Below are 26,036 nucleotides of genomic sequence, written 5' to 3'. Positions count from 1 at the left end.
ATTCGATTCAGGCGGGTTTTATGGACAGCAATAACGACTGGCGTCAGCGGCTCTACGTCATGGTTTTTCAAAGCGACACCGTCGCCGGGCGGCGCTTTGACGGCATCCTGCTGTTGATCATCCTCGCCAGTCTGGTGATCGTGATGCTCGACAGCATCGACCAGGTCCACCAGAACTACGCCGATGTGCTGGCCTACATTGAATGGGGCTTCACGCTGATCTTCCTGATCGAGTACGGGTTGCGCCTGTACTGCTCGCCCAAGCCGTTGCGCTACGCCTTCAGCTTTTACGGGCTGGTGGATTTGCTTGCCATCGTGCCCGGCATCCTTGCGCTGTATTACAGCGACGCGCAGTACCTGCTGATCATCCGCATCATCCGGATGCTGCGGATTTTCCGCGTGCTCAAGCTCAGCCCGTACCTCAAGCAGGCCAACTACCTGATGGCGGCGCTGCGCGGCAGCAAGCAGAAGATCGTGGTGTTCCTGGTCAGCGTGTGCACCCTGGTGACGGTGTTCGGCACCTTGATGTATGTGATCGAAGGCCCGGAGCACGGCTTCACCAGTATCCCCAAGGGCATCTATTGGGCGATCGTGACGCTGACGACCGTGGGCTTTGGCGATATCGTGCCCAAGACGCCGTTGGGCCAGGTGATTTCGTCGCTGGTGATGATCACCGGTTACTCGATCATCGCCGTGCCCACGGGTATTTTTACTGCCGAGCTGGCCAGTGCCATGCGCGGTGAACAACTGCAACACGACTGCCCGGTGTGCAGGAAAAACAGCCATGAGCCCAACGCGGCATTCTGTTCGCGCTGTGGCAGCGCCCTTTTTAAGAAAGTGGAATAAGCAAAGTTCTTTTTAATCTTTAAGCGACTAAGTGCTCCCGGCTATAGTCGCTGGCAATGTGCCTCCCCTCTTCTCCGGAACAACAAGGAATGAGCAGTGAAAAAACTCGTAAGCGCCTCTCTCCTGGCCGCCGGCCTTGCCCTGGCGGGCGTCGTCCAGGCCGCCCCGGTCACTCTGCTCAACGTCTCCTACGACGTGATGCGCGATTTCTACAAGGACTACAACACCGCCTTCCAGAAGCACTGGGAAGCCGAGCACCCGAATGACAAGCTGACCCTGCAGATGTCCTTCGGCGGTTCCAGCAAACAAGCGCGCTCGGTAATCGACGGCCTGCCGGCTGACGTGATTACCATGAACATGGCCACCGACATCAACGCCCTGGTCGACAACGGCAAACTGGTGCCGGACAACTGGGTCAGCCGCCTGCCGAACAACAGCGCGCCGTTCACCTCGGCCACTGTGTTCATCGTGCGCAAGGGCAACCCGAAAGCCCTGAAAGACTGGCCGGACCTGTTGAAAGATGGCGTGCAAGTAATCGTGCCCAACCCGAAAACCTCGGGTAACGGCCGCTACACCTACCTGTCGGCCTGGGGTTATGTGCTCAAAAACGGCGGCGATGAAGAGAAGGCCAAGGCCTTTGTCGGCAAGCTGTTCAAACAGGCGCCAGTGCTGGACACCGGTGGCCGTGCCGCCACCACCACGTTCATGACCAACCAGATCGGCGATGTGCTGGTGACCTTCGAGAACGAAGCGGAAATGATCGCGCGGGAATTCGGCCGTGACCAGTTCGAAGTGGTCTACCCAAGCGTCTCCGCCGAAGCCGAGCCGCCGGTGTCGGTGGTGGATAAAGTGGTCGAGAAGAAAGGCACCCGCGTGGCGGCTGAAGACTACCTGAAGTACCTGTGGTCGCCGGAAGGCCAGGAAATCGCCGCCAATAACTACCTGCGCCCACGTGATCCGAAGGTGCTGGCCAAGTACACCGACCGCTTCCCGAAAGTCGACTTCCTGTCGGTAGAGAAGACCTTTGGTGACTGGCGCACCGTGCAGAAAACCCACTTCAATGATGGTGGCGTTTTCGACCAGATCTACAGCGGCCAGTAACCCGACCTGACTGAATAAACTCGGTCAACATGTGGGAGGGGGCAAGCCCCCTCCCACATTTGGATCTGTGTTTTGCAGTTACATCGGCGGCGTCACGCCATCCTTGCCGGCTGAGATAGCTTGGGCAGTGATTTTCCCATCCGCCCCCTGCGCCGCAAACAACACCACCTTCACCCCCGGCTTGAGCAAGCTGCGGTCCCCCGGTTCCAGGTTGACGATCGGCACATCCTCCGGCACCACGATCTTCTGTTCGCCGCCTTTGTATTTCACGGTCAACGTCCGCCCTTTGCTGACCACCAGGTCGCCGACAGTGCCGTTGGTCATGCTGCTGCCTTCCTTCAGGTCAAACGCCCGATGCCCGTCGCCGGTGCCGGCCATGGCCGGTGGGAACACATGCACTTCCAGCGCCGTCAGGGTGCCGTCGGCGTTGGGCATGGCGGCCGAGCCGATGTAGCTGCCAGGTTTGATTTCATCGATCTTGGCCAGGGTGACGGCGCGCACCTGGGTCGCTTGGGTCAGGTGCACGGTGACTTCTTCACCGCTGTTGACCTTGACGTGCAGGGCGTCGCCGTCGACTGCCGTGATGGCGCCACGCACACCGACGCGCGGCGCCTCGGCCGCATTCGCCAGCCCCACCGCCATCGCGGCGGCAAGGGTGGAAGCCAGGAGCATCTTGTTCAACGTGATCTTCATTGCAATGGATTTCCTGTTTCGGCAATTGGGACTGACTGTATCATTGCCGTTCGCGCAGAAAATTAACGATTCACTCATCATTACCGGGCATGAGTGTTATCACTGCCGGCGGCCTACCCGGGCTACCGTGTTGTCTTTAGGCTCGCCTCACTTTCCCTCGCTTTTATGAGAACACCATGAACGCTACTTCCCACGCTACAAGCACCATGACCCGGAGCATGGTGATGCTGTTTGCGTTTTGCTGCGGCGCCATCGTCGCCAACATCTACTACGCCCAGCCGATCATCGAACTGATCGCACCGGACGTCGGCCTCACCCCCGCGATGGCCAGCCTGATCGTGTCGCTGACGCAGATCGGCTATGCCCTCGGCCTGTTTTTCCTGGTTCCCCTGGGTGACCTGCTGGAAAACCGCAAGTTGATGATCATCACGACCGTGGTGGCAATTGCCAGCCTGTTGGGCGCGGCCTTTACCGAACAACCGAACCTGTTCCTGCTGGTGTCGTTGCTGATCGGTTTCAGTTCGGTGTCGGTCCAGATCCTGATCCCGCTGGCCGCACACCTGGCGCCCGCCGAGTCTCGGGGTCGGGTGGTCGGCAGCATCATGGGCGGCCTGCTGCTGGGCATCCTGCTGGCACGGCCAGTGTCCAGCGTCGTGGCTGACCATTTTGGCTGGCGCGCGATGTTCATGGCCGCAGCCGCGTTGATGGCGCTGATCAGCGTGGTGCTGATGCTGACCATCCCCAAGCGCCAACCGGATCACAGTGCCAGTTATGGCCAACTGCTGCGCTCCCTGGGCACCCTGCTGCGTGAACAACCGCTGCTGCGCCAACGCGCGTTTTACCAAGGCTGCATGTTCGCCACGTTCAGCCTGTTCTGGACCGCCGCCCCGCTGGAACTGGTGCGCAACCACGGCCTGAGCCAGACCCAGATCGCGATCTTCGCCCTGGTCGGTGCCATCGGCGCCATTGCCGCCCCCATCGCCGGGCGCCTGGCCGATGCCGGCCACACCCACCGCGCGTCGCTGCTGGCCATGGTGTTTGCAGTGTTGAGCTTCCTGCCGGCCTTTGTACACCCGCTGTACAGCGTGATCGGTCTGGCGGTGACCGGCGTGGTCCTGGACTTCTGCGTGCAGATGAACATGGTCCTCGGTCAACGCGCCATCTACGCCCTTGACGCCAACAGCCGCAGCCGTTTGAACGCGCTTTACATGACCAGCATCTTCATCGGCGGTGCCTTCGGCTCGGCGATTGCCAGCAGCGTGTACGAACACGGCGGCTGGCTGGGTGTGATGCTGGTGGGCAGCGCGTTTCCGCTGGTGGCGTTGTTGCGGTTCCTGAGCGCCTCGCGCCGGCGAGCCGTCGCCACAGCCTGATTGCCCTTAAGAACGCACCAACTTCTCCAAAGCCGCATCCGCCAGAAATGACGAGCGGCTTTTGACCTTGTGCTCGCGCACATAGCGATCGATGCGCTGGATGACATAACCGGGCAAGGTCACATTGACCTTCTCGGTCTTGCCCAGATAGGGCGAGATGTCCAGCTCCAGCATGCCCCAGCCCATCCCGACATAGTCTTCGTGGGTGTGATGATTGGCCACCGATGTTGGCATCGGAATCATCCCACCCTCCGCGGCGATCTCCTGCAGCAGGATGTGCGCGACTTCCACAGCGGCGTTGTACGCCTCTTCGAAACTGTCCCCGGCAGTGGCTGCGCCTGGAATATCGGGGATCTGGATACCGGTGGCGGTGAAGTCATCGCCCCATTCGATACAGATTGGGTATTGCATGAATGCTCTCCTTAAAACTGAAACAGCCCGGCGCGTTTCCTGATGCTTCTGACGGTGCCCAAGGGCAGATCCTTCTTCGGATGCGGCACCGGGATCGTGTACGGGTTATAGCGGTGGGTAAAAATATGATGACTGCCCGTGACCCGATCCAGCACCCAACCCGCCTCTTGCAGCTCCTTGATCAATAGCCTGCTCTGCACCCCAGCCTCCTTGGCTTGGCCCGAATAAAAGTAACCCTAGAGTTATCTTTACTCAAGCACAGATTGGGTCAGCCTGACTGACGGGTGTTTTGCCCCATGTTGAAAACCGCCAACCGGATGACACCCCATGGGCATTACCCTTAGGCTGGTACGCCGCGCTGCATCGCGATGCGCCCAATCCAGCAAGGAACACCCGATGGACCGTCTCACCGCCATGGAAACCTTCGTCCACGTTGTCGAGACCGGCTCGTTCTCTGCCGCGGCCAAGCGCCTGGGCATCGGCCAACCGGCCGTGTCCAAGAGCGTCGCGCAATTGGAGGCACGCCTGGCGGTACGCTTGGTGATGCGTTCGACAAGGGGTCTGACGCCAACCGAGGCAGGGCTGGCGTTTTTCGATAAAGCCAAGCGCGCCATTGATGAAGCCAACGCGGCCGACGAGGCTGCGCGCGGTGCAGGCTCCGGGCTCTCGGGGAACCTGCGGATCAGCGCGCCGGTGACCTTCGCACGCCTGCACATCATTCCGCACCTGGGGCCGTTCCTGGCGCAATATCCGGGGATGAACGTGGACGTGGTGCTCGATGACCGCAGCCTCAACCTGGTGGAGGAAGGCATCGACGTCGCCCTGCGCATGGGCAACCTGAATGACTCAAGCCTTACGGCGCGCAAGATTGGCGAATCGCCCTGCGTCATCCTCGGCACCCCGGCCTACTTCGCACGCTTCGGCGAACCCGCCACCCCCGCCGACCTGATGCAACACCAGGCAATCATCTATACCCGCGCTGAAGGCTCACACTGGCGCTTCAGCCAAGGCGGCAGCCAATACCCCGTCGTCGCCCATGGCCGTGTGCATGTCACCGCAGCAGAAGGGGTGCGCGCCGCCGTGCTGAGTCATCTGGGGCTCACCCTGTCGTCCTCCTGGATGTTCGCGCCGGAGCTGGCCAGCGGCGAGGTCAAGACGGTACTGACCGACTGGGAATTGCCGCCCAGGGATCTATGGGCGGTATTCCCCACCGGGCGTATGGCCAGTGCCAAGGCGCGGGCATTTGTGGAGTATGTGCAGGCGCTGATCAAGGCTTGACGACGCGCTGCAGTATCTGCAGCAATGTCGATAATATCTTGACGATTACCTCGTTCAATGCCGAAAGGGCATCGGTTTTCGACTCAGGCGGTGAAGGTGACGGTAAGGGCGCAGGTGCAGGTAACGGTGAAGGTGGCGTCGGGGCAGGCAGCGGCCTGACCTGCGGCTTTTGCCCTTGCCACAGCACGTCCCCGGGTTTGATCTGGCCGACGCTCTTGACCATGAAATCGGTATTGCCGCGGCCCTTCAGGTCAATCTCCAGGCTGGAGCGACCGGTGGCGGCGTCGTGTTTGAGCACAGCCTCGCCTGCCCGGCCACTGAAGCGATCAGTAAACACCAGGGCGCCGATACCTGCTTCTTTCAAGACACCCGCGACGTCGAGCTTATCGGTGCCGCTGGTGAAGTCCTCAATAAGGTCCGGCTGCTGCGAGGTGGAGTCACTGGCCTTATCGTAGGTAAACGTGTCTGCACCACCACCACCGCGCAACGTGTCAGCCCCCGCCCCGCCCTTGAGCCGGTTGTCGGCGTCATTGCCGGTCAGCACATCCCGTCCGGAACCGCCGATGGCGTTTTCAACTGTAACGCCTTTGGCGATCGAAACATTGCCCTTCAAACCGCCTACATCAGAAAACGATTCGGCCTTCAAATTGATGTTCTGGTTTTGGGAAAACCCGGAAAAATCCAGGGTATCGTCACCGCCGCCATCCCAGACGCAAAAGATGGGTTTATCGCTGGCGCTGGTGAGGGTCATGGCTTCGCGGTCGGTATTGGAATTGAAGCCGTAGGTCGTGTCGGTGTTGCGGGTTTGGTGATTGGCCCCATATAGCCGCTGAACCGCAGCGATGTCGTCCATCATCGGGGCAGAAGGGTTCGAATTCCGAAAGTCGTGGCCGGCCTGGTTTTTCTCCGACCAGTAACTCATCACACTGCGTGCCTTTGTATCACCGGCATACACGGCGCCACTGTTGTAATCAGAACCGCCGCCGTTGTAGTTGCCCGGATGCTGCAGGCCGATGGCGTGGCCGATTTCATGCACGGCGGTCACTGAAAAGTGGCTGCCTAACGCAGGCGAACTACTTTCTCGCAGGGTGCCAACCGTGGCCGTGGTGCTGGCAGTGGAGCGCGTGGGTGAGGTGGCGACGCCACGGTCACCGCGCGGGTTGTTTTTGATATGTACCGTGCCGTCGGCGCCGGCGGCCCGCTCCTTGAAACTGATGTTGGCCACGTCCTCCCAGGATTGCGCCGCCTGGCGCACACGGCGTTGCTGCGCGGCGCTGAACGTCGGGTCTACCGTATAGGAGAGGTCGATCCGCTTGTCGCTATTACGGTCGTGGAAGTGCAGGTTGTCGCGGGTGATGTGCTTTCCGGCCTGCTCCGTCGTGAAGGTGGGTTTGCGACTGGCGCCCACACCGAAGGGGCCGGGATCGGAAGGTGGTAAATTTTCAAGCGAGAAGCTTAGCGGATAACGTTCAGAGTTAATCATGGGACAGTGCGCTCTTGAGAGTGAGTGAATGAGCCGAATCAATCAGCATCGGGGCAGTAACCTCCCATGCAGAAAACCCTCGGAACAGCACTGATTTAGTTCGCACTGAAACATTCTAACGTGGCGCAACATGCGCTAAGAGACGCAATAAAACACTTTCAATTTAAACAACTGAACACACACTTTCGCGTAAAAAAACTTATTGGATTATCAGGAAAAAAACGAAATCCTACAAAACTGTCCTCATTCGGCTACGCAAAATCCGCCCGCTCCCAGATACATGCACTTAACCTTTTCCGACGAGTTCTCAGCATGTCAGAATCTCGCCGCTTGACATGACCTTATGCTAAAGCGCAGGTCACCGCGCGTCATCGGTGCCGAGCAGGCTCAGGCGCATACCGAGTGCCCCTGGCTCAGGCAACACAGCAAGCGTTCGACCGTGTGTTCCAGTGGGCCGGAGTTATCCAACACGAACAACCCGGCGCCATTGCCGGCGATCAGCTCTTGGGTAAACCGCGCATTGCGCGCCAGGCGCGCCTCGATATCCGCCAAAGACTCACGGCCCCGCGCTATTAAGCGCTGGCGCAAGACGGCTTGATCCACCGTCAGCAACAGCACCAACACCTCCGGGTAGCGCTCGCGGGTCTGCGCCAGGTGTGCGCGTGAGCCGTTGACCAGCACGTCTTCCCCCGTGGCCAGCCATTCGTCGATGACCTCAGGGATGCCGTAAGACAACCCGTTGGCGTGCCAGCTGAGGGCAAACGCGCCCTCGGCCTGCATCACGGCGAATTGCTCCGGGCTTACGCCCTGGGCCGCCTCGCCCACCGCTTCCGCCGAGCGCGTGATCACGCGGCGCACAATCCGGCAACCGCGCTCGGCCAACCGCGGGCGTGCAGCCTCCAGCAGGCTGTCCTTGCCCGAACCCGATGGCCCGATGAGATAGATCAACCTGCCCACCATCAAAACACCCTCTTCACTTGTCGCCAGACGTGTTGCACCACAGGAAGCCCTTCGCGGCTCCTGGCTTGGACCAGGTCGGCACGCAGGCCAATGGCGATTTTCCCCGCACTGGAAAGTATATCCAGCAATCCCTCGGCAGCCAGGCCTGCGGCGGCCACATTACCGAAGTGCCGCTCCAATATTTGCTAGGCGTAGTGCTTGCTCAACCCTGACGGGTTGGTGAGGTTTTTTGAAAGTCACCTGTGGCGGTGATTCAGTGCGTTTCAAAGGGCGAGACAGCCTGTTCCCTGCCCCGCTCGGTCAGTTCCGGGTCGAGTGCGCCGAGGTAGCGGTGTTCCGCGTTGATCCACGTTTCGCCGTGGCGTATGACGTAGAGGTTCATGAGGGTCCGTCTTGTTGAAGGGTGGGAAGTTAAGCTGGTCCTGATGATATTGCCGACTATCGCATAATGATCGTTCCCATGCTCCGCGTGATCAATCAAATCAACGATCAGGCTTGGTCGCCTGGATTAGAATGGCGCACAGTGCCGCGCCAGCGGCATTATTGTGTTCGCGTTATGGCGACCTATGCGTGGGAGGGCTTAGCCGAGCACTTGGATGATTCAAGCCGCAAGCAGGTGCTGGCGGTGGTGCAGATGGTTGAGATTGCGCAGTTTTTAGTGGGTGCGGCACTGGAGCGGGAGTGCCCTGTGGCTTGATGGCTGAGGAGATCTCCTGTGGGAGGGGGCTTGCTCCCGATAGAGGTATGTCAGTCAGACATTCATTAACTGAAACACCGCTATCGGGGGCAAGCCCCTCCCACATTTGCCCTCCAGTGTTTAGAAGAATGGGGTTCACAGGCATGAAAAAGGCGACCCGAAGGTCGCCTTTTGTCATTGCGCGTACTGCTTGCTCAACCCCGGCGGCACGCCCTGCACGTCGGTGTCTTCCCAGGGCCCGTTGGGGCTGATGGAGCGGCTCCAGCCGTTGCTCCAGCGGTAGTAGGTGCGCTGGCGGTAGAAGGTGTCGGGCTGGTCGTCCAGCACGTACACCTGCATCTTGCCGTCCCAGTGGCTGGCCGCGCCCGGTGGTGGGGCGAAGGTCGGCGATTTGGTCGGCAGTGGCTTCGGCGGCGGGGTCACCGGGCCCGAAGGCGTGGTGCTTGGCTGGGTGGATGGGCCTGACGGCGGAATGGTCGGGCCGGTCGGCGCGGGAGGTGGGCGGTGGACCGCACAGGCGCTCAGGCCCAATACCAGGCTGAGCAGGGTGATGCGTGCAAATGCGGTCATAGGCGTTTCCTCGAATTACTGGTCCGGACTGTCGATGGTCAGCTGCTGCAGTGCAGTGGTGGTGCTGGCCAAGGGTTGGCTGCGGCCGATCCACTCGCCAGTGGTCGGTTGACCGGCCCGGGATATGCGCGCAACCAGTTGGACTTCGGGGAAGTTGGACAGTTTCAACTGCGGCATCATCGCGTCGGCATCGCCGAGTTCGACGGTGACGGGCAACTCGGCAACGGTGACGCGCTTGGCCGCCAAGGGGGCCGGCGGGCCTTTTACCGCGCGGGCGAAGATGAATACGCTGTCGGTTGGCAGGGCCTTGGCCTTGACCTCGGCGGACAGGTCCACGCGGACTTTCATCACCGCCTTTTGCGCGACGGTGCCGCCGCTTTCCTTGAGCTTCTCGGCGGCACGGTCGATGCCGCCTTGCAGCGCCACGCGGGAATTGTCTTGCGGTGGCAGTTGCGCCAGCAAGCGGCTCCAGTAGTCGATTGCCTCTTGATAACGCTGGCCTTCGAAGGCGGCGATACCGAGCAGGCCGAGACTGGTGACTTCGTTCGGGTCGAGCTTCAAGGCTTCGTCGGTCAGCGCCTGGACCTTGGGCGACCACTGTTTATTGTCGGCAAAGTACTGCGCCTGGGCCCATTGCCCCAGCAGTTCCGGCTGACGCCCGGCCAAAGCCACGGTGCGTTCGAAGACCTTGGCGGCATCGGCGGAACGATCCTGGGCCATATAGGCGCGTCCGAGGAAGTACAAACCTTCCGCCGAGTCCGGTTGGGCGGCGGCGGCGCGTTCCAGGCGCTGGGTCATGTCTTCCATGGACACCGGCGGCTGGGAAAATTCGCGGGTCAGTTCAACCTTGTCGCTGGCGCCGAAGTGCATATACAGGCCAAGACCAAGCACCGGGACGAGGACGGCGGCGAGCAACGGCAGCGGTTTGCCCAGGCGTGATTCGCGGGGTTTTTCCACGCCTTCGGTGTCGGCCAGCAGCTCGCGGGCGGCTTCGGCGCGGCCGGTGTCGAGCTGGGCGGCGTTGAGCACGCCTTCGTCCTGCTGCACTTGCAGCTCGGCCACACGTTCTTGGTAAAGCGCCACGTTCAGCGCGGTGCGATCCTCTTCACGCTGGGCACGGCGGCCGCGCAACACAGGAATCAACAGGAAACTCAGGGCAATCAGAAGCAGCAAGCCGGCTGCGAGCCAGAAATCAATCATCAGTCTTGGTGTCCAGCAATTGGTCGAGGCGTTGGCGCTCTTCGGGGGATAGCGCGTCGGAACCATCGGTAGGCGCGGCGCGGCGACGGCGGACGATCACGGCCATGACGACCACGCCGGCCAGCAGCAGCCCGGCGGGGCCGAACCAGAGCAGCGCGGTCTTGCCGGTGAGGGCCGGTTTGTAGCGCACGAAATCACCGTAGCGGTCGACCATGAAGTCGATGATCTGCTGGTTGTCCTTGCCCTCCCCCAGCATGCGGAAGATTTCTTTGCGCAGGTCGGCGGCGATGGGCGCGTTGGAGTCGGCGATGTCCTGGTTCTGGCACTTGGGGCAGCGCAGTTCCTTGGTCAGTTCGCGGAAACGCTCGCGGTCACCGTCCTTGGCAAATTCGTAAGTGTCGATGGCGGCGTGGGCCACCCCGGCTAAGCCCAGCGCCAGGACGGCAGCGGCTAACAGGCGCTTCATGGCTTGGCCTCGCCGACCAGCGCCTGGTACTTGGCGGCCAGTTGCTCGCGCCACACCACTTCGTCGATCACCCCGACGTATTTGTCGCGGATCACACCTTGGGCGTCGATAAAGAAGGTTTCCGGGGCGCCGTACACGCCGAGGTTCAAACCGAGGTTGCCGTCTTCATCACGAATATCCAGCTGATACGGGTTGTGGAACTCCGCCAGCCACTTCAAGGCCGCTGCATTGTCGTCCTTATAGTTGATGCCGTAGATCACCACGCCCTTCTCGGCCAGCTTGTTCAGCACCGGGTGCTCGACGCGGCAGGAGATGCACCAGGTGCCCCACACGTTGACCAGCGCCGGTTTGCCGAGCAGGTCGGCCTGGGTCAGGGTCTTGTCACCCTGCACGGTCGGCAGGCTGAACGCGGGGAACGGCTTGCCGATCATCGCCGAGGGCAGTTCGGCCGGATCCAGGTACAAGCCGCGATACAGAAACACCGCTACCACCAGGAACAATGCCAGCGGCAACACCATCAACCAACGCTTCATACCGCCGCTCCTTGCATGCCCAGCGCTTCACGCACCCGGCTCTTGACCTTGACCCTATACCTGCGGTCCAGCGCCGCGAGCAAACCACCAAAGCCGGTGAGCAAACCACCGAACCAGATCCAGCGCACGAACGGTTTCACATGCACGCGCACGGCCCAGGCGCCATCGCCCAGGGGCTCACCCAAGGCCACATAGAGGTCACGGGTGAAACCGGCATCGATGCCGGCTTCGGTCATCATCGAGCTTTGTACGGTGTACAGGCGTTTTTCCGGGTGCAGCACGGCGATCTCTTTACCGTTACGGACTACGCGCACGGTGCCTTTGTCTGACGTGAAGTTCGGCCCTTCGAAGTGCTTGGCGCCGTCGAAGATGAAGTGGTAACCGGCCAGGTCCATGGACTCGCCCGGCGCCAGGCGCAGGTCGCGCTCGGCACTGTTCTGGCTGGACAGCACCACGCCGAGGGCGCACACGGCGATGCCGATGTGGGCGATCTGCATGCCCCAGTAGCTGCGGGTCAGGGTCGGCAGGCCTTTGACCAGGCCTTTGTGGCGGGTCTTGTCGAAGATGTCACGCACACCGGCCAGCAACACCCAGGCGGCGAGCAGGAAGGTGGCGAGCACCGCCCAGTTGAAGTCGCCATAGGCAATGCCGGCGACCACGGCCAGGGCCACGCTGCCGAGCAGAACCGGCATCAACATGCCGACCAGCCATTTGATCGGGGTGTCCTTCCAGCGCACCAGCATGCCGACCGCCATCACCACCATCAACAGGCCCATCAACGGGATAAACAACGCGTTGAAGTACGGCGGGCCGACGGACAGTTTGGCGCCGCTCAGGGCATCCAGCACCAAGGGGTACAAGGTGCCGAGCAGGATCATCGACGCGGCCACCACCAACACCAGGTTATTGCCCAGCAGCAGGGTTTCCCGCGACCACAGGTTGAAGCCGACCTGGCTCTTGACCACCGGCGCGCGCAGGGCGAACAGGGTGAGGGAGCCGCCGACCACAAACAGCAGGAAGATCAGGATGAACACGCCGCGCTCCGGGTCGGAGGCGAAGGCATGCACCGAGGTCAACACGCCCGAACGCACGAGGAAGGTGCCGAGCAGGCTGAGGGAAAATGCCGCGATGGCCAGCAACACGGTCCAGCTCTTGAACACGCCGCGTTTTTCGGTGACGGCCAACGAGTGAATCAGTGCGGTACCCACCAGCCATGGCATGAACGAGGCGTTTTCCACCGGGTCCCAGAACCACCAGCCGCCCCAGCCGAGTTCGTAGTAGGCCCACCACGAACCGAGGGTGATGCCGATGCCGAGGAAGGCCCAGGCGACGATGGTCCAAGGCCGCGACCAGCGCGCCCACGCCGCATCAAGGCGCCCGCCGAGCAAGGCGGCGATGGCGAAGGCAAAGGCCACGGAGAAACCGACATAGCCCATGTAGAGCATCGGCGGGTGCACGATCAGGCCGATGTCTTGCAGCAGCGGGTTGAGGTCGTGACCGTTCGCCGGGATCTGCGGCAGGATGCGGGTGAACGGGTTGGAGGTCATGATCAGGAACAGCAGGAAGCCGATGCTGATCATGCCCATCACCGCCAGCACCCGGGCGAGCATGACTTGCGGCAACTGGCGCGAAAACACCGACACCGCGAAGGTCCAGCCGCCGAGGATCAACGCCCACAACAGCAGCGAGCCTTCGTGGGCGCCCCACACCGCGCTGAACTTGTAGTACCAAGGCAAGGCGCTGTTGGAGTTATTGGCCACATAGGCGACGGAAAAGTCGTCGGTCATAAAGGCGTAGGTCAGGCAGCCAAACGCGAACACCAGGAACGCACACTGGCCCCAGGCGGCCGGCTGCGCCAGGCTCATCCACAGACGGTCACCACGCCAGGCGCCGAGCAATGGCACCACGGCCTGGACGATGGCAAAGCACAGGGCGAGGATCATCGCCAACTGGCCCAGCTCCGGAATAAACAGTGCGGACGTCATGGCTTAGCCCTCCTTGGCGGGGGTGGGTGCGGACTGGCCGCTGTCCTTGAGGGCTTTGGTCACCTCAGGCGGCATGTATTTTTCATCGTGCTTGGCCAGCACTTCATCGGCCACCACCACGCCGTCGGCGTTGAGCTTGCCCAGGGCGACGATGCCCTGGCCTTCGCGGAACAGGTCCGGGAGGATGCCGCGATAAGTGATAGTCACGGCCTTGTTGAAATCGGTGACCACGAAGGTCACGTCGAGGGAATCGCCGGAGCGCTTCAGGGAGCCCTTCTCCACCATGCCGCCGGCGCGGATGCGCGTGTCCAGCGGCGCTTCGCCGTTGGCGATCTGGGTCGGGGTGTAGAACAGGTTGATGTTCTCCCGCAGGGCGCTCATCGCCAGGCCCACGGCAATACTGACGCCGGCCAGAATGGCAAGGATGATCAACAGACGCTTTCTACGCAGCGGATTCACTTTTCGGTCTCCCGGCGCAGACGACGCGCCTCTTGTTGCAGGTAACGCTTGCGGGCCAGGATCGGCGCGACGACGTTGAGGGCCAGCACGGCCAGGCAGATGCCATAGGCCGTCCAGACATACAGGCCGTGGTGGCCCATGGCGAGAAAATCACTGAAAGAAGCAAAGCTCATCCACGCACTCCCAGGCAGGTTTGCACTTCAGCCTTGACCCAGCTCGCGCGGGCTTCACGCTTGAGCACTTCGAGGCGCATGCGCATCAGCAGTACGGCGCCGAAGAAACAGTAGAAGCCCAGCACCATCAACAGCAGCGGCGCCCACATTTCCACGGGCATCGCCGGCTTTTCGGTGAGGGTGAAGGTGGCGCCCTGGTGCAGGGTGTTCCACCACTCCACCGAGTACTTGATGATCGGGATGTTGATCACGCCGACAATCGCCAGCACCGCACAGGCCTTGGCGGCGCTGTCACGATTGCTGATCGCGTTGCCCAGCGCAATCAGACCGAAGTACAGGAACAGCAGGATCAACATGGACGTTAGTCGCGCATCCCACACCCACCACGAGCCCCAGGTGGGTTTGCCCCAGATCGCGCCGGTGACCAGCGCCACGGCGGTCATCCACGCACCGATGGGCGCGGCGCATTGCAGGGCGACGTCCGCAAGTTTCATCTTCCAGACCAGGCCGACGACACCGCATACCGCCAGCATCACGTAGCAGGACTGGGCCAGCATCGCGGCAGGCACGTGGATGTAGATGATGCGAAAGCTGTTGCCTTGCTGGTAGTCCGGCGGCGCAAAGGCCAGGCCCCAGACCAGGCCGATGCCGATCAGCAACACGGCGGCGATGCTGAACCAAGGCAGCAGTTTGCCACTGATGCCGTAGAACCATTTGGGCGAGCCGAGCTTGTGAAACCAGGTCCAGTTCATTGCTGTTTCTCACGGTTGCTTCTCGTCATTGCGAGAAGCGTAGGGTCTTTCTTATGTTGAAGAGCTGACAATGTCGCTGGGTCAGACCTCATTATTCGCCGACGCTGATCTTCAGGCCGGCGGCTATAGCAAAGGGTGTCAGGGTTACCGCCAGGGCGGTCAGGCTGCCAAGCCACAGGAGGTAACCGGTCGCCGGCATGCCCATGAGCGCGGCTTGCAACGCGCCGCTGCCCAGGATCAGTACCGGGATGTACAACGGCAGAATCAACAGGGCCAATAGCAGGCCACCACGCTTCAAACCGACGGTCAGTGCCGCGCCCACCGCCCCCAGCAAACTCAAGGCTGGCGTGCCGAGCAGCAAGGAAAGGAGCAACACCGGCAGGCACTCGGAGGGCAACCCTAGCATCATCGCCAGCAACGGTGAGAGCAGCACCAGTGCCAAGCCGGAAAAAGCCCAGTGTGCCAGCACCTTGGCCAGTACCAGAAGTGGCAGGGGGTGCGACGAAAGGACCCACTGTTCGAGGGAACCGTCTTCGAAATCACTGCGAAACAGCCCGTCCAGCGAGAGCAGGACAGACAAAAGGGCCGCGACCCACACCAGTCCCGGCGACAAGGTTTGCAACAGTTTAGTCTCGGGGCCGACCGCCAACGGGAACAGCGCGATCACGATGGCAAAGAACACCAGCGGGTTGGCCAATTCGGCCGGGCGACGGCACAGCAACCGGGCTTCGCGGGCGACCAACAGGGCGAACACACTCATACCGACCACCGGCCCAGGTCGAGGTCACGGTAACCGACGGGAATGCGCGCCAGGGTGTGGTGGGTGGTGAGCACCACCTGGCCGCCCTGCTCGCAGTGCCGCGCCAGGTGTTCTTCCAATTGGGTGACGCCTTGTTTGTCGAGGGCGGTGAAGGGTTCGTCGAGAATCCACAGTGGCGGGCCCGGCAGGTACAGGCGCGCCAGGGCCACGCGGCGCTGTTGGCCGGCAGACAGGGTGTGACAGGGAACGTCTTCGAAACCCTTGAGGCCGACGGCGGCCAGGGCCTGCCAGATGGCGTCGCGGGTCGCGGGATGATGCAGGGCACTGAGCCAGCTGAGGTTTTCTTCGGCGGTGAGCACATCTTTGATGCCGGCGGCGTGGCCGATCCAGATCAGGTTGCGCGCAAGTTCAGTGCGTTGTTCGTTGAGCGGCTTGCCGTTGAGTCGAACTTCACCGGCCGTGGGCTGCATCAAGCCGGCCAGCAGGCGCAGCAGACTGGTCTTGCCGCTGCCGTTGGGGCCGCTGATCTGCAGCATGTCGCCGCCCGCCACACGCAGGTCGAGGTGCTCGAACAGCAGACGCAAGTCGCGTTCACAGGAGAGCGCTACGGCTTCAAGAAGAGGGCTGGTCAAGAGATCGCGGGCCTTTACGGTTCAAGTCGGCGGTGCAGCGGCCGTTATAGAAAGAAGCACAATAACGGCTTTGGCGACCGATTTTAGAGAGCTGGATCAAATAGTTGTGAGGTTTTTACCGCTCTCTTTGCAGACGGGCGGCATTATACATGCGATGCCCTACGCTAAAGAGGGCTATTTCCCCAGAGACGATGCGCACGATGACCGGCGAGATCAACCTTCCTACGCTTCCTCCCACCCCGGCAGCCGGGCAAAGCCCTGCGCCTGTGCCTGGGGCACTGCTGAAACTGCTGGAGCCGCAGACCGGGCTGATCGACCCAGGGAAAACCGCGAATGCCGAAGTCATCGCCCTTAAACAAGGCGGTGAGGCCTTTCAGTTGCTGCTCAAGCTGACCTTGGACGGCGGTCGTCAGACGCTGGTGCAGGCCAGCAGCGCCCAGCCCTTGCCCTTAGGCAGCAATGTGGCGGTGAGTCAGACGCCAGCGGGCAACCTGACCCTCAGCCTGCAACAGGCCTTGAGTGCCAACGTCGCCGCCCTCACCCGCATCGATACCGCCAAGGTCCCGGAAGGTACGCTGTTGCAAGCCAAGGTATTGACCACTCAGGTGCTGCCCCAGGGCACGGCGCAACCGGCGATCTATCGTTCGTTGGTGACGGTGCTGAATAACGCCTTGGCCGGCGCGACACTGACGGTGGAAAGCCCACAGCCGTTGCGCGTAGGCAGTTTGCTGAGCGCTGTGGTGCAGAACGCGCAGACCCTGAATTTTGTGCCGCTGAGCGGGCTCAAGGATCAATTGGCGGTCACCCAGCAACTGTCGACCCAGCAAAGTCGCCAGGGCTCCCTGGATGCGGTCTTCACCGCACTGCAAAACCTGCCCCGTGGCGACAGTACTTCCGCCGACCTGCGCGCCGCCGCCGACCGTTTGCTCGCCGCGTTGCCCGACCTGGCACAGGTCAGTAACCCCAAAGTCCTGGCTCAAGTGATCCAGAACAGCGGCGCCTTTCTGGAAGCCAAATTACTCGCAGGGCAGAATCCTCAGATACCACCCCTGGACATGAAGGGCGCACTGCTGCGCCTTGTCGCGGACTTATTGCCCGCCCTGCCCGCCAGTACCAACCTCAACGCCATTCTTGCGGCCAACACGCTGGCCCAGGTATTGCCCAATTTTGTGCGCAGCCCACTGAACACGCTGGGCCAAGTCAGCGCGCGGCAGGCACCGGTCAGCTTTCCACTGCCCGAGCGGCTGATGGCGAAGCTTGAAGGCGAAGGCGACCTGGAAAACCTGCTGCGTCTGGCCGCCGGGGCCATTTCCAGGTTGCAGAGTCACCAGCTGTCGAGCCTGGAGCAAACCGGCACCACCGCCGACGGCCGCCTGCAAACCACTTGGCAGTTGGAAATCCCCATGCGCACCCTGCAGGACATCGTGCCGTTGCAGGTCAAGTTCCAGCGCGAAGAGCCGGCGCCGGACAAGGACCAACCCGAACGCAAGGACAAAAAAGATCCGAAGCAGATGCTCTGGCGCGTCGAACTGGCCTTCGATATGGAGCCCCTGGGACCGTTGCAGGTCCAGGCGCAACTGACCCAGGGCAAACTGTCCAGCCAGCTGTGGGCAACGCGACCTTTCACCGCCAGCCTGATCGAAAGTCATCTGGGCAATCTGCGCGAACGGCTGGTGACTTCGGGCATCAACGTCGGCGACCTGAATTGCCACCTCGGCACGCCACCCCGCGGGCCAAAAACCGGACTGGAACAACGCTGGGTGGATGAAACCGCATGAATAACCCCAACCCGCCACGCCAGGCGATTGCCCTCAAGTACGACGGCCAACAAGCCCCGACCCTGTCCGCCAAGGGCGATGACGCCCTGGCTGAAGCCATCCTCAAGTTGGCGCGGGAAAATGAAGTGCCTATCTATGAGAACGCCGAGCTGGTGAAACTGCTGGCACGCATGGAGTTGGGCGACAGTATTCCGGAAGAGTTGTACCGCACCATCGCCGAAATCATCGCGTTTGCCTGGACCTTGAAAGGCAAGTTCCCGGCGGGCTATGACCCGGATGCGGGGCCGGTGGAGCGGGATGTGACCGAGCGTGGCGACGACTACTGAATAGCCACAGGCACACACAGATCCAAATGTGGGAGGGGGCTTGCTCCCTCCCACATTTGGATCTGCGGTCAGTTGAGGACTTCGCTTAGAGGGATGAAATTGACTCGATCACCCACCTCCAGCGTCGTGCCCTCCAACACCTCCACCAACCCCTCCGCCCACGCCGCGCTGCGCAGCACGCCGGAGCTCTGGTTGCGGTAGATGATCGCCTTGCCCTGCTCGATGCGCCCGCGCAGATACTCGCGGCGGTTACCCGGCTTGGGCCAGGTGAACCCCACCGGCACTGCGAAACGCAGCGGCTCGACGTCGGCCACTCCCTGGCGGCGCAGCAAATACGGACGCGCCAACAGCGCAAAGGTCACCAGGGTCGAGGCCGGGTTGCCCGGCAGGCCGATCACCGGCACACCACGGAAATGACCAAAGGTCAGGGGTTTGCCCGGCTTGATCGCCAGCTTCCATAACGCCAGCTCACCGTCTTCGCGCAGGGCGATACCGAGGAAGTCCGCCTCGCCCACCGACACACCGCCCGTGGACAAAATCAGGTCAACCGCGCTCAAGCCTGCCAGTCGGGAACGGGTCTGCTCCAGGTCATCCGGCAGGATGCCCGCGTCGATGACTTCGCAGCCCATGCGCTCAAGCCAGGAACACAACACGCGGCGGTTGCTGTTGTAGATCTGGCCCGGACCGAGTGGCAAACCGGGTTCGATCAGTTCATCACCGGTGGACAACACCGCGACACGCGGGCGGCGGATCACGTCCAGCCGATCACGGCCAAGGGAAGCCGCGAGGCCCAGTTCGATCGGGCCCAGGCGCGTACCCGCCGCGAGCACCAAGTCGCCGACGGTGGTTTCCTGGCCTTGGGGGCGAATGTTCTGGTTGAGCTGCAACGGCTCGCTAAAGCTCACGCGTTCGTCGGCATGGACAACGGCGTTTTCCTGCATTTCCACGCAGTCCGCGCCTTCCGGTACCGGCGCCCCGGTGAAGATGCGCGCACAGGTTCCAGCCGCCAGTGGCTGCGGCGCCTGGCCGGCAAAGATGCGCTGGCTGACGGGCAAGGGTTCACCGGTCCAATCCGCCAGGCGCACGGCGTAACCGTCCATGGCGCTGTTGGGCCAGGGCGGCAGGTCGAGGGTGGAGACCAGGTCCTGGGCCAATACGCGGCCGTCGCACTCGGCCAGGGGCAGCACGTGCTGCTCGCGGATCGGCGCGCCTTCGGCCATCGCCAGCAGCTGTTGCAGGGCGTGTTCTACCGGCATCAGGGCGCCGGTCTTGCCGGGCTTACCCACGGGATTCACAAGGTTCGGCCAGCTTCAGGTGCGGCACGAAGTTGCACGGCCGGTGACGGTTATCCAGTTGTTCGGCGAGGATGCCATCCCAACCGGTGCGCACTGCATTGGTGGAGCCCGGCAGGCAACACACCAGGGTGCCGTTGGCCAGCCCGGCCAGGGCGCGGGATTGCACGGTGGAGGTGCCGATGTCGGCCACGGAGATCTGGCGGAACAGTTCGCCAAAGCCGTCGACCTGTTTGTCGAGCAGGCAGCCGACCGCTTCGGGGGTGCTATCGCGGCCGGTGAAGCCGGTGCCGCCGGTGATCAACACCACTTGCACCACGTCTTCGGCAATCCAGTGGGCGACCTGGGCGCGGATCTTGTAGAGGTCGTCCTTGAGCAGCACGCGCTCGGCCAGGTTGTGCCCGGCTGCGGTGAGGCGGTCGACGAAGACCTGGCCCGAGGTGTCGGTGTCCAGGGTGCGGGTGTCGCTGACGGTCAATACCGCGATATTCAGGGGTACGAAGGGTGCATCGGCCTTGGCTTTCATGGCACGGTCCGGTTGTCGAAGGAACAGCCCGATGTTATATCACAGGCCCCTGTTCAGCTGCCTGCGCGGAACCCACATGCCACTCGATTCAATGCCCCTGCCCTGTTCGATCCTGCTGTTGGCCGGTGGCCGCGGCCAGCGCATGGGCGGCCAGGATAAAGGCCTGCTGGACTGGCACGGCCAGCCCTTGATCGCACACTTGCAGCGCCTGGTGCGACCACTCACCGATGACCTGATCATCTCGTGCAACCGCAACCAGGCGCAGTACGCCCCCTATGCCGACCAGTTGGTGAGCGACGACAGCCCGGACTTCCCCGGGCCGTTGGCCGGTATCCGCGCGGGACTGGCCGCCGCGCGCCATGAGCACCTGCTGATCCTGCCATGCGATGTGCCACACATCGACGCCCGACTGCTCGCCGACCTGCGTGAAACCGCACAACGCAATCCATCGTTGCCGGTAATGGTGCGCCACGGTGAATTCTGGGAACCCTTGATCTGCATCATCCCCATCGGACTGCGAACCGAGGTAGAACAGGCCTGGCATGCCGGTGAACGCAGCCCACGAAAGATCCTCCTGCAATTGGGCGGTGTGGGCCTGGAATGCCCAACCGATGACCCACGCCTGGCCAACCTGAATACACCAGAGCTGTTGCGCCAAAGGTCTGACGTGTCAGAATGAACCTTCGCACAAGGAACTTTGGCGACGTCCCACACGTCACAAGGTCAGTAATCAAAAAAGTATTCTCTCGGAGACAACACCCATGACTCAACGGACCATCGCCGCTCTCATGCTTGCACTGGGCCTGGCTACCCTCGCCGGTTGCGCCTCGCCGACAGTGATCACCCTGAATGACGGTCGCGAAATCCAGGCCGTCGACACCCCGAAATACAACGAAGATTCGGGTTTCTACGAATTCGAACAACTTGACGGCAAGCGTACCCGCATCAACAAAGATCAGGTTCGCACCGTTAAAGACCTGTAAGTCTCAGCGCTTGCACATAAGGCCCGCCTCGCGCGGGCCTTGTCGTTTCCAGGGTCACCAGTCGAGGGTGATCCGGCTGCGAAAAAGGCGTTCTTCAGCGGTGACCGGGTCGACAAACCGCACGCCCTGGGCCAGCAGCTTGAGAGGGTTGGCGTAATCGTCGACGGCATCCTTGATCACCTCCGGGTAGAACGGATCGTTGCAGATGCTCGCCCCCAGCGCGGTCATGTGCACGCGCAACTGGTGCTTCTTGCCGGTCACGGGAAACAGGCCGTAGCGCCATAAGTCGCCATTCTTTTCCCGCACCTCCACCGCTGTTTCGGTATTGCTGGCGCCCGGGCCCTCCTGCATGCGGAAGAACGGTTCGCCATCCACCAGGCGGCTTTTGTGTACCAACGGGAACGTCAGCCCAGGCAAAGCCGGGGCAATGGCTTCGTAGAATTTATCGATCTGGCGCGTGGGAAACAGCTGCTGATAGGCCGAGCGGCTGGACGGGTTGGCCGAGAACAACACCAGCCCGGCGGTGTGCCGGTCGATGCGGTGCAGGGGCACCAGTGCAGGGTTGTCCAGGCGGCGAATCAGGCGGCGCAGCAGGGTTTGCTCGACGTACTCGCCGGCCGGGGTCACGGGCAGGAAGTGCGGTTTGTCCGCCACCACCAGATGCTCGTCGGCGTATAGGATAGTTTCCTGCACCGGGATGACTTTTTCGTTGGGTACTTCACGGAAGTAATAGATGCACAGGCCTTCCTTGTAGGCCAGGTCCAGGGGGATGGGGTTGCCATTGACATCCAGCACCCGCCCCCGGGCGATGCGGTCCAGCCAGTGTTCGCGGCTGATCGCCGCAAAGTGCTCGCACAGACACTCCAGCACCGTTGCCCAGGGGCCAGGTGGCAGGTACAGGGTGCTGGCTTGGTGCTGGGACGCGGAAAAAGCGGATGTGGACATGAAGTGCTCGAAGCCTGGGAAAAACAGGCAGGCATTATCCCGCATGAAGCGGGACTCGGCCTAGGGCGGATCTCAGGCCTTGGCCAATTCCGCCCGCAGGATCGGCGAAGCACTCGCCGCCTCGGTGAACTCCTTGAGCCAGCGCAGCACGTCCACCGCCTCCCAGCGGCCGGGATCGTAAAGCGCGTACAACAGGCCCTGGTAGCCCACCACATCGAGCTGCTTGTGATAACCGGCGCGCTGGAACAACGCTTCGATCTCGGCAAAGCAGGTATTGAAATGCACTTTGTTAAACGGCGTCTTGCCTTCCGTGACCAGGCCGTCGAGGCGCAGCTCGTTCACCGCGTCGCGCACGACATCGGCAGACATGCGATTGACGCTGCTTTTCAGTTGTTCAACATTCACCACGGGCGTTCCCTCTATTCAATCGCTGTACAAACATACAGTAACGTAATATTCGGAAACCCGCCATCGCATAAACGTCAGCGCAGGAAGGCGACAACCTGATCCGCATCGAAGGGCCAATCCAGTTCAGCCCCCGTGTCCACCCGCCGAAGCACCGGAATCCTTAGGCCGTAGGCGTCGGTCAGGTCTTCGGGGTCGGTGATATCAACCAACTCAACCAGCAACCCGCGCTCGACGAGCGGCATGATTTCGGCTTCGGCAATTTCACAAAGATGGCAACCCAGGGTGCCGAACAACTGGCATTCAGGAAGCATGACGAATGGCCCTGATCAGTAAGTAGACAAATATTCTAAGCCTGACAAAAACCTGTGGCGAGCGGGCACGCCACAATAAACCCTGACCCAGATCACCATGGCCTATAACTGATTCAGCGATTCTCGCGGCTTTTTGCCCGCTCACCCTGCAATGGAGATGCTTGTGTTCGCCAACCTGCTGATCATTCTGGCCTCATCCCTGGTGGTGATTGCGCTGTTTCGCCGTCTGCAACTGCCACCCGTGCTGGGCTACCTGTGCGTGGGCCTGGCCGTGGGGCCCACTGCCCTGGACTGGGTGAATGACAGCGAGGATCTGCCCGACCTCGCCGAACTGGGCGTGGTGTTCCTGCTGTTTTCCCTGGGCCTGGAGTTTTCCCTGACCAAGATGCTCGCCCTGCGCCGCGTAGTGTTTGGCCTGGGCAGCTTGCAGGTGCTGGGTTGCAGCGTGCTGCTGGGGGGCTTGTTGATAGCCTTTGGTGTGACGCCGGGCATCGCCTTGTTGCTGGGTGCAGGGCTGGCGCTGTCGTCCACAGCAATCGTCAGCAAGGAACTGACCAGCCTCGGCGAAATCTTCAGCAGCCATGGCCAGAACGCGATCGGTGTGTTGCTGTTCCAGGATGTGGTGGCGGTGTTGCTGCTGACGTTGGTACCGGTGTTCGCCGGCAGCAGCGAGCAGGCCTGGTACTGGGCATTGCCGCTGACGCTGGGCAAAACCGTGGTGTTGTTCGTGGGCCTGTTGCTCGCCAGCCGCTGGTTATTGCCGCGCTTGTTTCATGAGGTCGCCGCCTCCCATTCGGCGGAGCTGTTTGTGCTGCTGGCGCTGGTGATCGTCTTGCTGACGGCCTGGCTCACTCACTTGCTGGGCCTCTCCCCTGCCCTCGGCGCCTTCCTGGCCGGCATGCTGCTGGGCGAAAGCCATTATCGCCATCAGATCGAAGCGGATATCCGCCCCTTTCGCGACATCCTGCTGGGGCTGTTTTTCGTCAGCATCGGCATGCTCATCGACCTGCAGTTGTTCGTCAGCCACAGCCTGTTGATCCTCGGCATGACCCTCGCGCTGATGCTGATCAAAGGGTGTGTGGTGGCTGCGTTGGTCAAGCTGCGCGGCAGCGACAGTGAGACTGCCTGGCGCAGCGGCCTGGCCCTGGCCCAGGGCGGTGAGTTCTGTTTTGCGCTGATGGCGCAGATGCAGCAGAGCCGGTTGATACCCGATGAATTCAACGGCTTGCTGCTCGCCGCTACGTTCTGTTCGATGCTGTTGACCCCACTGCTGTTGCGCGCCGCACCGGCGATTGCCCTGCGCCTGCACCGCAAGCCCAACCAACAGGTGCAATTGGAACAGATCACCGCCCTCAACGCCCAATTACAAGGGCATGCGGTCATCTGCGGCTATGGCCGGGTCGGGCAATCCATCGGGCGCTTTCTGCGCAATGAGCAACAGGCGTTTATCGCCCTGGATGACGACCCGGAACGGGTGCAGGAAGCCGCCACCGAAGACAGCAGCGTGCATTACGGCGATTGTCGCCGTGGCGCGTTGCTCAGTGCAGTGGGCCTGGAACGCGCGCGCCTGGTGGTGATTGCCGTGGACAACAGTGATGTCGCCCTGGCGGTGCTCAAGGAAGCACGCCATATCAACCCCGACGTGCCGATCCTGGTGCGCACCCGCGATGACAGCCAACTGGCTGAATTAAAAGCCGCGGGCGCCAACGAAGTGGTGCCCGAGTTGCTGGAGTCGAGCCTGATGCTCGCCTCCCACGCCTTGATCCTGCTGGGCCTGCCGGACCACCAGGTGCAGGCGCGGGTCGATGAAGTACGGCATAACCGCTATCGCCTGCTGCACGGTTTTTACACGCATCCGAGCACCGACGAAGAGGCGCCGATCAATCCTGACTGACCGCACCGATCTTGTGGATCGACAGGTCTGCGCCGTAATACTCCTCTTCCTGGCTCAGGCGCAGCCCGTGCACGCGCTTGATCACGCCGTACACCAGCAGGCCGCCGCCGAACGCGACGGCCACACCGAGCCCCGTGCCGATCAATTGGCTGATCAGGCTCACGCCGCCCAATCCACCCAGCGCCGTCTGGCCAAAGATGCCGCACGCAATCCCGCCCCATACACCGCACAGGCCGTGCAGTGGCCATACACCCAGCACGTCGTCGATCTTCCAGCGATCCTGGGCGGCGATAAAGCACCACACAAACAGCCCGCCCGCGACCACACCGGTGACCAGCGCGCCCACCGGATGCATAAGGTCAGAACCCGCGCAGATCGCCACCAGCCCGGCCAACGGACCGTTATGCAGGAAACCGGGGTCATTGCGGCCGATCACCAGGGCGGCAACGGTGCCACCGACCATGGCCATCAGCGAGTTGACCGCCACCAGACCGCTGACACCGTCCAGGGTCTGCGCGCTCATCACGTTAAAACCGAACCAGCCGACAATCAGGATCCACGACCCCAGCGCCAGGAACGGAATGCTCGACGGCGCGAAGGCCACCAGGCGCCCTTCGCGGTAGCGCCCGTTGCGTGGGCCCAGCAGCAACACCGCCGCCAGCGCCAGCCAGCCGCCCATGGCATGCACCACCACGGAGCCGGCAAAGTCATGGAAGCTGGCGCCAAACGTCTTGAGCAGCCAGGCCTGCAAACCGAAATTGCCGTTCCACACCATGCCTTCGAAAAACGGATAGATAAATGCCACGATCAACGCAGTGGCGCACAACTGCGGAGCGAACTTTGCACGCTCCGCAATACCGCCGGAGATGATCGCCGGGATCGCTGCCGCAAACGTCAGCAGGAAGAAGAACTTCACCAGGCCATAACCATGATCGGCACTGATCACGGCCGCCGGTTGCATGAAGCTCACACCGTAGGAGATCCAATAGCCTATAAAGAAATAGGCCAGGGTGGAGATGGCGAAGTCGCTGAGGATCTTCGACAGGGCGTTGACCTGGTTTTTCTGGCGCACCGTCCCGACTTCCAGAAACGCGAAGCCGGCGTGCATGGCCAGAACCATGACCGCACCAATCAGGATGAACAGGGTATTGGAACTGTGGACGAGGGTATCCACTGCACTTTGCAAATTTTCCATGGAGGGT

At 61.9% G+C, this 26,036-nt stretch carries 32 protein-coding genes and 1 pseudogene; 10 read left to right on the top strand and 23 right to left on the bottom strand.

Annotated features, from left to right (window positions below; all coding sequences use genetic code 11):
- The first annotated feature begins 20 nt into the window (after positions 1 to 20).
- Together HDC32_RS29510 and HDC32_RS29505 are read left to right on the top strand one after the other, a co-directional pair.
- Positions 21 to 845, top strand: a complete 825-nt coding sequence (locus tag HDC32_RS29510) for an ion transporter (RefSeq protein WP_115488098.1) — start codon at positions 21 to 23, stop codon at positions 843 to 845.
- 96 nt (positions 846 to 941) lie between these two features.
- Positions 942 to 1,946: a sulfate ABC transporter substrate-binding protein gene (locus HDC32_RS29505; RefSeq protein ID WP_145338038.1), complete on the top strand. Its 1,005-nt coding sequence runs from the start codon at positions 942 to 944 to the stop codon at positions 1,944 to 1,946.
- Between the two features lie 78 nt (positions 1,947 to 2,024).
- Here HDC32_RS29505 and HDC32_RS29500 read toward each other — a convergent pair whose 3' ends face one another.
- Complete coding sequence (locus HDC32_RS29500; protein WP_131699480.1) at positions 2,025 to 2,639, bottom strand: DUF5666 domain-containing protein; 615 nt, start codon at positions 2,637 to 2,639, stop codon at positions 2,025 to 2,027.
- 176 nt (positions 2,640 to 2,815) lie between these two features.
- On the opposite strand from HDC32_RS29500, the gene HDC32_RS29495 reads away from it, so the two are divergent.
- On the top strand, positions 2,816 to 4,012 hold the full coding sequence (locus HDC32_RS29495; RefSeq protein WP_184746428.1) for an MFS transporter: 1,197 nt from the start codon (positions 2,816 to 2,818) through the stop codon (positions 4,010 to 4,012).
- Positions 4,013 to 4,018: 6 nt separating this feature from the next.
- Here the strand turns inward: HDC32_RS29495 and HDC32_RS29490 are convergent, their stop codons facing one another.
- Together HDC32_RS29490 and HDC32_RS29485 are read right to left on the bottom strand one after the other, a co-directional pair.
- Positions 4,019 to 4,423 (bottom strand): type II toxin-antitoxin system HicB family antitoxin, encoded by a 405-nt coding sequence (locus tag HDC32_RS29490; RefSeq protein ID WP_131699482.1) that lies wholly within the window; start codon positions 4,421 to 4,423, stop codon positions 4,019 to 4,021.
- A gap of 11 nt (positions 4,424 to 4,434) precedes the next feature.
- Positions 4,435 to 4,623, bottom strand: a complete 189-nt coding sequence (locus HDC32_RS29485; protein ID WP_065901605.1) for a type II toxin-antitoxin system HicA family toxin — start codon at positions 4,621 to 4,623, stop codon at positions 4,435 to 4,437.
- 196 nt (positions 4,624 to 4,819) lie between these two features.
- Between HDC32_RS29485 and HDC32_RS29480 the strand changes: the two genes are divergently transcribed.
- Positions 4,820 to 5,701: a LysR family transcriptional regulator gene (locus tag HDC32_RS29480; protein WP_131699483.1), complete on the top strand. Its 882-nt coding sequence runs from the start codon at positions 4,820 to 4,822 to the stop codon at positions 5,699 to 5,701.
- Here HDC32_RS29480 and HDC32_RS29475 read toward each other — a convergent pair.
- The 4 genes and pseudogenes from HDC32_RS29475 to HDC32_RS29460 all read right to left on the bottom strand — a co-directional run bounded on the left by HDC32_RS29475 (position 5,691) and on the right by HDC32_RS29460 (position 8,526).
- Complete coding sequence (locus tag HDC32_RS29475) at positions 5,691 to 7,184, bottom strand: M10 family metallopeptidase C-terminal domain-containing protein (protein WP_184746426.1); 1,494 nt, start codon at positions 7,182 to 7,184, stop codon at positions 5,691 to 5,693. The two genes, HDC32_RS29480 and HDC32_RS29475, sit on opposite strands and share 11 nt — an antisense overlap.
- Positions 7,185 to 7,571: 387 nt before the next feature.
- Positions 7,572 to 8,144, bottom strand: a complete 573-nt coding sequence (gene phnN, locus HDC32_RS29470; RefSeq protein WP_131699485.1) for a phosphonate metabolism protein/1,5-bisphosphokinase (PRPP-forming) PhnN — start codon at positions 8,142 to 8,144, stop codon at positions 7,572 to 7,574.
- Positions 8,144 to 8,314 (bottom strand): annotated as a pseudogene (locus HDC32_RS32165) (alpha-D-ribose 1-methylphosphonate 5-triphosphate diphosphatase); the annotation flags it as partial. The gene phnN and the pseudogene HDC32_RS32165, both read right to left, overlap by 1 nt.
- A gap of 83 nt (positions 8,315 to 8,397) precedes the next feature.
- Positions 8,398 to 8,526 carry a histidine phosphatase family protein gene (locus HDC32_RS29460; protein ID WP_237683152.1) on the bottom strand — a complete coding sequence of 43 codons (129 nt, stop codon included), beginning with the start codon at positions 8,524 to 8,526 and terminating at the stop codon, positions 8,398 to 8,400.
- Between the two features lie 78 nt (positions 8,527 to 8,604).
- On the opposite strand from HDC32_RS29460, the gene HDC32_RS29455 reads away from it, so the two are divergent.
- Positions 8,605 to 8,841: a DUF6124 family protein gene (locus tag HDC32_RS29455; RefSeq protein WP_184746462.1), complete on the top strand. Its 237-nt coding sequence runs from the start codon at positions 8,605 to 8,607 to the stop codon at positions 8,839 to 8,841.
- Between the two features lie 174 nt (positions 8,842 to 9,015).
- Here HDC32_RS29455 and HDC32_RS29450 read toward each other — a convergent pair whose 3' ends face one another.
- From HDC32_RS29450 to ccmA, 10 genes are all read right to left on the bottom strand, one after another.
- The gene (locus HDC32_RS29450) at positions 9,016 to 9,411 is read right to left on the bottom strand and encodes a hypothetical protein (protein WP_131699487.1); all 396 of its coding nucleotides are present in this window, start codon (positions 9,409 to 9,411) and stop codon (positions 9,016 to 9,018) included.
- A 15-nt stretch (positions 9,412 to 9,426) separates the two neighbouring features.
- Positions 9,427 to 10,611: a c-type cytochrome biogenesis protein CcmI gene (gene ccmI, locus HDC32_RS29445; RefSeq protein ID WP_184746424.1), complete on the bottom strand. Its 1,185-nt coding sequence runs from the start codon at positions 10,609 to 10,611 to the stop codon at positions 9,427 to 9,429.
- Positions 10,604 to 11,077: a cytochrome c-type biogenesis protein gene (locus HDC32_RS29440; RefSeq protein ID WP_053130594.1), complete on the bottom strand. Its 474-nt coding sequence runs from the start codon at positions 11,075 to 11,077 to the stop codon at positions 10,604 to 10,606. Before HDC32_RS29440 ends, ccmI begins: the two co-directional genes overlap by 8 nt.
- On the bottom strand, positions 11,074 to 11,610 hold the full coding sequence (locus HDC32_RS29435; protein ID WP_184746422.1) for a DsbE family thiol:disulfide interchange protein: 537 nt from the start codon (positions 11,608 to 11,610) through the stop codon (positions 11,074 to 11,076). Before HDC32_RS29435 ends, HDC32_RS29440 begins: the two co-directional genes overlap by 4 nt.
- Positions 11,607 to 13,595, bottom strand: a complete 1,989-nt coding sequence (locus HDC32_RS29430) for a heme lyase CcmF/NrfE family subunit (RefSeq protein WP_184746420.1) — start codon at positions 13,593 to 13,595, stop codon at positions 11,607 to 11,609. The genes HDC32_RS29435 and HDC32_RS29430 overlap by 4 nt, the downstream gene beginning before the upstream one ends.
- Positions 13,596 to 13,598: 3 nt before the next feature.
- A complete protein-coding gene (ccmE, locus tag HDC32_RS29425) occupies positions 13,599 to 14,054 on the bottom strand; it encodes a cytochrome c maturation protein CcmE (RefSeq protein WP_027607026.1) in 456 nt (151 codons plus the stop codon).
- Positions 14,051 to 14,227, bottom strand: a complete 177-nt coding sequence (gene ccmD, locus HDC32_RS29420; RefSeq protein ID WP_065924460.1) for a heme exporter protein CcmD — start codon at positions 14,225 to 14,227, stop codon at positions 14,051 to 14,053. Before ccmD ends, ccmE begins: the two co-directional genes overlap by 4 nt.
- On the bottom strand, positions 14,224 to 14,979 hold the full coding sequence (locus HDC32_RS29415; RefSeq protein WP_131699491.1) for a heme ABC transporter permease: 756 nt from the start codon (positions 14,977 to 14,979) through the stop codon (positions 14,224 to 14,226). The genes ccmD and HDC32_RS29415 overlap by 4 nt, the downstream gene beginning before the upstream one ends.
- 91 nt (positions 14,980 to 15,070) lie before the next feature.
- Positions 15,071 to 15,739, bottom strand: coding sequence for a heme exporter protein CcmB (ccmB, locus tag HDC32_RS29410; protein WP_057014556.1), 669 nt, complete (start codon positions 15,737 to 15,739; stop codon positions 15,071 to 15,073).
- Entirely contained in the window at positions 15,736 to 16,371 is a 636-nt protein-coding gene (gene ccmA, locus HDC32_RS29405) for a cytochrome c biogenesis heme-transporting ATPase CcmA (RefSeq protein WP_184746418.1), read from the bottom strand. The genes ccmB and ccmA overlap by 4 nt, the downstream gene beginning before the upstream one ends.
- A gap of 200 nt (positions 16,372 to 16,571) precedes the next feature.
- On the opposite strand from ccmA, the gene HDC32_RS29400 reads away from it, so the two are divergent.
- Positions 16,572 to 18,149, top strand: coding sequence for a flagellar hook-length control protein FliK (locus HDC32_RS29400; RefSeq protein ID WP_184746416.1), 1,578 nt, complete (start codon positions 16,572 to 16,574; stop codon positions 18,147 to 18,149).
- Positions 18,146 to 18,475: an EscU/YscU/HrcU family type III secretion system export apparatus switch protein gene (locus tag HDC32_RS29395; protein WP_184746414.1), complete on the top strand. Its 330-nt coding sequence runs from the start codon at positions 18,146 to 18,148 to the stop codon at positions 18,473 to 18,475. The genes HDC32_RS29400 and HDC32_RS29395 overlap by 4 nt, the downstream gene beginning before the upstream one ends.
- Before the next feature lie 68 nt (positions 18,476 to 18,543).
- On the opposite strand, the gene glp is transcribed toward HDC32_RS29395, so the two are convergent.
- Positions 18,544 to 19,770, bottom strand: a complete 1,227-nt coding sequence (glp, locus tag HDC32_RS29390; RefSeq protein WP_184746412.1) for a gephyrin-like molybdotransferase Glp — start codon at positions 19,768 to 19,770, stop codon at positions 18,544 to 18,546.
- Positions 19,754 to 20,293 (bottom strand): molybdenum cofactor biosynthesis protein B, encoded by a 540-nt coding sequence (gene moaB, locus HDC32_RS29385; protein WP_115488086.1) that lies wholly within the window; start codon positions 20,291 to 20,293, stop codon positions 19,754 to 19,756. The genes glp and moaB overlap by 17 nt, the downstream gene beginning before the upstream one ends.
- 76 nt (positions 20,294 to 20,369) lie before the next feature.
- Between moaB and mobA the strand changes: the two genes are divergently transcribed.
- Together mobA and HDC32_RS29375 are read left to right on the top strand one after the other, a co-directional pair.
- The gene (gene mobA, locus HDC32_RS29380; RefSeq protein WP_145338060.1) at positions 20,370 to 20,972 is read left to right on the top strand and encodes a molybdenum cofactor guanylyltransferase MobA; all 603 of its coding nucleotides are present in this window, start codon (positions 20,370 to 20,372) and stop codon (positions 20,970 to 20,972) included.
- An 82-nt stretch (positions 20,973 to 21,054) separates the two neighbouring features.
- A complete protein-coding gene (locus tag HDC32_RS29375; protein ID WP_010211805.1) occupies positions 21,055 to 21,276 on the top strand; it encodes a YgdI/YgdR family lipoprotein in 222 nt (73 codons plus the stop codon).
- A 54-nt stretch (positions 21,277 to 21,330) separates the two neighbouring features.
- Here HDC32_RS29375 and HDC32_RS29370 read toward each other — a convergent pair whose 3' ends face one another.
- The 3 genes from HDC32_RS29370 to HDC32_RS29360 form a co-directional block, all read right to left on the bottom strand.
- A complete protein-coding gene (locus HDC32_RS29370) occupies positions 21,331 to 22,221 on the bottom strand; it encodes a pseudouridine synthase (protein ID WP_131699499.1) in 891 nt (296 codons plus the stop codon).
- Between the two features lie 72 nt (positions 22,222 to 22,293).
- Entirely contained in the window at positions 22,294 to 22,629 is a 336-nt protein-coding gene (locus HDC32_RS29365) for a hypothetical protein (RefSeq protein ID WP_010565034.1), read from the bottom strand.
- Positions 22,630 to 22,703: 74 nt separating this feature from the next.
- Positions 22,704 to 22,940 carry a glutaredoxin family protein gene (locus HDC32_RS29360; RefSeq protein ID WP_131699500.1) on the bottom strand — a complete coding sequence of 79 codons (237 nt, stop codon included), beginning with the start codon at positions 22,938 to 22,940 and terminating at the stop codon, positions 22,704 to 22,706.
- A 157-nt stretch (positions 22,941 to 23,097) separates the two neighbouring features.
- Between HDC32_RS29360 and HDC32_RS29355 the strand changes: the two genes are divergently transcribed.
- Complete coding sequence (locus HDC32_RS29355) at positions 23,098 to 24,834, top strand: monovalent cation:proton antiporter-2 (CPA2) family protein (protein ID WP_205885751.1); 1,737 nt, start codon at positions 23,098 to 23,100, stop codon at positions 24,832 to 24,834.
- Here the strand turns inward: HDC32_RS29355 and HDC32_RS29350 are convergent.
- Positions 24,821 to 26,029, bottom strand: a complete 1,209-nt coding sequence (locus HDC32_RS29350; protein ID WP_090410096.1) for an ammonium transporter — start codon at positions 26,027 to 26,029, stop codon at positions 24,821 to 24,823. The genes HDC32_RS29355 and HDC32_RS29350 overlap by 14 nt on opposite strands.
- Positions 26,030 to 26,036: the final 7 nt, after the last annotated feature.

Origin of the sequence: Pseudomonas sp. JAI120 (genome assembly GCF_014207255.1) — a bacterium.
Lineage (GTDB): Bacteria > Pseudomonadota > Gammaproteobacteria > Pseudomonadales > Pseudomonadaceae > Aquipseudomonas.
This window is presented reverse-complemented; position numbering and strand designations above follow the sequence as displayed.

Excerpts from the sequence above, each read along its gene's own strand:
- HDC32_RS29430 (WP_184746420.1), bottom strand. The coding sequence starts at position 13,595 with ATGACGTCCGCACTGTTTATTCCGGAGCTGGGCCAGTTGGCGATGATC.
- HDC32_RS29455 (WP_184746462.1), top strand. The coding sequence starts at position 8,605 with ATGCTCCGCGTGATCAATCAAATCAACGATCAGGCTTGGTCGCCTGGA.
- HDC32_RS29440 (WP_053130594.1), bottom strand. The coding sequence starts at position 11,077 with ATGAAGCGCCTGTTAGCCGCTGCCGTCCTGGCGCTGGGCTTAGCCGGG.
- phnN (WP_131699485.1), bottom strand. The coding sequence starts at position 8,144 with ATGGTGGGCAGGTTGATCTATCTCATCGGGCCATCGGGTTCGGGCAAG.
- HDC32_RS29495 (WP_184746428.1), top strand. The coding sequence starts at position 2,816 with ATGAACGCTACTTCCCACGCTACAAGCACCATGACCCGGAGCATGGTG.
- ccmI (WP_184746424.1), bottom strand. The coding sequence starts at position 10,611 with ATGATTGATTTCTGGCTCGCAGCCGGCTTGCTGCTTCTGATTGCCCTG.
- HDC32_RS29350 (WP_090410096.1), bottom strand. The coding sequence starts at position 26,029 with ATGGAAAATTTGCAAAGTGCAGTGGATACCCTCGTCCACAGTTCCAAT.
- HDC32_RS29375 (WP_010211805.1), top strand. The coding sequence starts at position 21,055 with ATGACTCAACGGACCATCGCCGCTCTCATGCTTGCACTGGGCCTGGCT.
- HDC32_RS29460 (WP_237683152.1), bottom strand. The coding sequence starts at position 8,526 with ATGAACCTCTACGTCATACGCCACGGCGAAACGTGGATCAACGCGGAA.
- HDC32_RS29510 (WP_115488098.1), top strand. The coding sequence starts at position 21 with ATGGACAGCAATAACGACTGGCGTCAGCGGCTCTACGTCATGGTTTTT.
- HDC32_RS29490 (WP_131699482.1), bottom strand. The coding sequence starts at position 4,423 with ATGCAATACCCAATCTGTATCGAATGGGGCGATGACTTCACCGCCACC.
- HDC32_RS29360 (WP_131699500.1), bottom strand. The coding sequence starts at position 22,940 with ATGCTTCCTGAATGCCAGTTGTTCGGCACCCTGGGTTGCCATCTTTGT.
- HDC32_RS29355 (WP_205885751.1), top strand. The coding sequence starts at position 23,098 with ATGCTTGTGTTCGCCAACCTGCTGATCATTCTGGCCTCATCCCTGGTG.
- HDC32_RS29395 (WP_184746414.1), top strand. The coding sequence starts at position 18,146 with ATGAATAACCCCAACCCGCCACGCCAGGCGATTGCCCTCAAGTACGAC.
- HDC32_RS29400 (WP_184746416.1), top strand. The coding sequence starts at position 16,572 with ATGACCGGCGAGATCAACCTTCCTACGCTTCCTCCCACCCCGGCAGCC.
- mobA (WP_145338060.1), top strand. The coding sequence starts at position 20,370 with ATGCCACTCGATTCAATGCCCCTGCCCTGTTCGATCCTGCTGTTGGCC.
- HDC32_RS29415 (WP_131699491.1), bottom strand. The coding sequence starts at position 14,979 with ATGAACTGGACCTGGTTTCACAAGCTCGGCTCGCCCAAATGGTTCTAC.
- HDC32_RS29370 (WP_131699499.1), bottom strand. The coding sequence starts at position 22,221 with ATGTCCACATCCGCTTTTTCCGCGTCCCAGCACCAAGCCAGCACCCTG.
- ccmD (WP_065924460.1), bottom strand. The coding sequence starts at position 14,227 with ATGAGCTTTGCTTCTTTCAGTGATTTTCTCGCCATGGGCCACCACGGC.
- moaB (WP_115488086.1), bottom strand. The coding sequence starts at position 20,293 with ATGAAAGCCAAGGCCGATGCACCCTTCGTACCCCTGAATATCGCGGTA.
- HDC32_RS29450 (WP_131699487.1), bottom strand. The coding sequence starts at position 9,411 with ATGACCGCATTTGCACGCATCACCCTGCTCAGCCTGGTATTGGGCCTG.
- HDC32_RS29435 (WP_184746422.1), bottom strand. The coding sequence starts at position 11,610 with ATGAAGCGTTGGTTGATGGTGTTGCCGCTGGCATTGTTCCTGGTGGTA.
- HDC32_RS29500 (WP_131699480.1), bottom strand. The coding sequence starts at position 2,639 with ATGAAGATCACGTTGAACAAGATGCTCCTGGCTTCCACCCTTGCCGCC.
- ccmB (WP_057014556.1), bottom strand. The coding sequence starts at position 15,739 with ATGAGTGTGTTCGCCCTGTTGGTCGCCCGCGAAGCCCGGTTGCTGTGC.
- HDC32_RS29475 (WP_184746426.1), bottom strand. The coding sequence starts at position 7,184 with ATGATTAACTCTGAACGTTATCCGCTAAGCTTCTCGCTTGAAAATTTA.
- HDC32_RS29480 (WP_131699483.1), top strand. The coding sequence starts at position 4,820 with ATGGACCGTCTCACCGCCATGGAAACCTTCGTCCACGTTGTCGAGACC.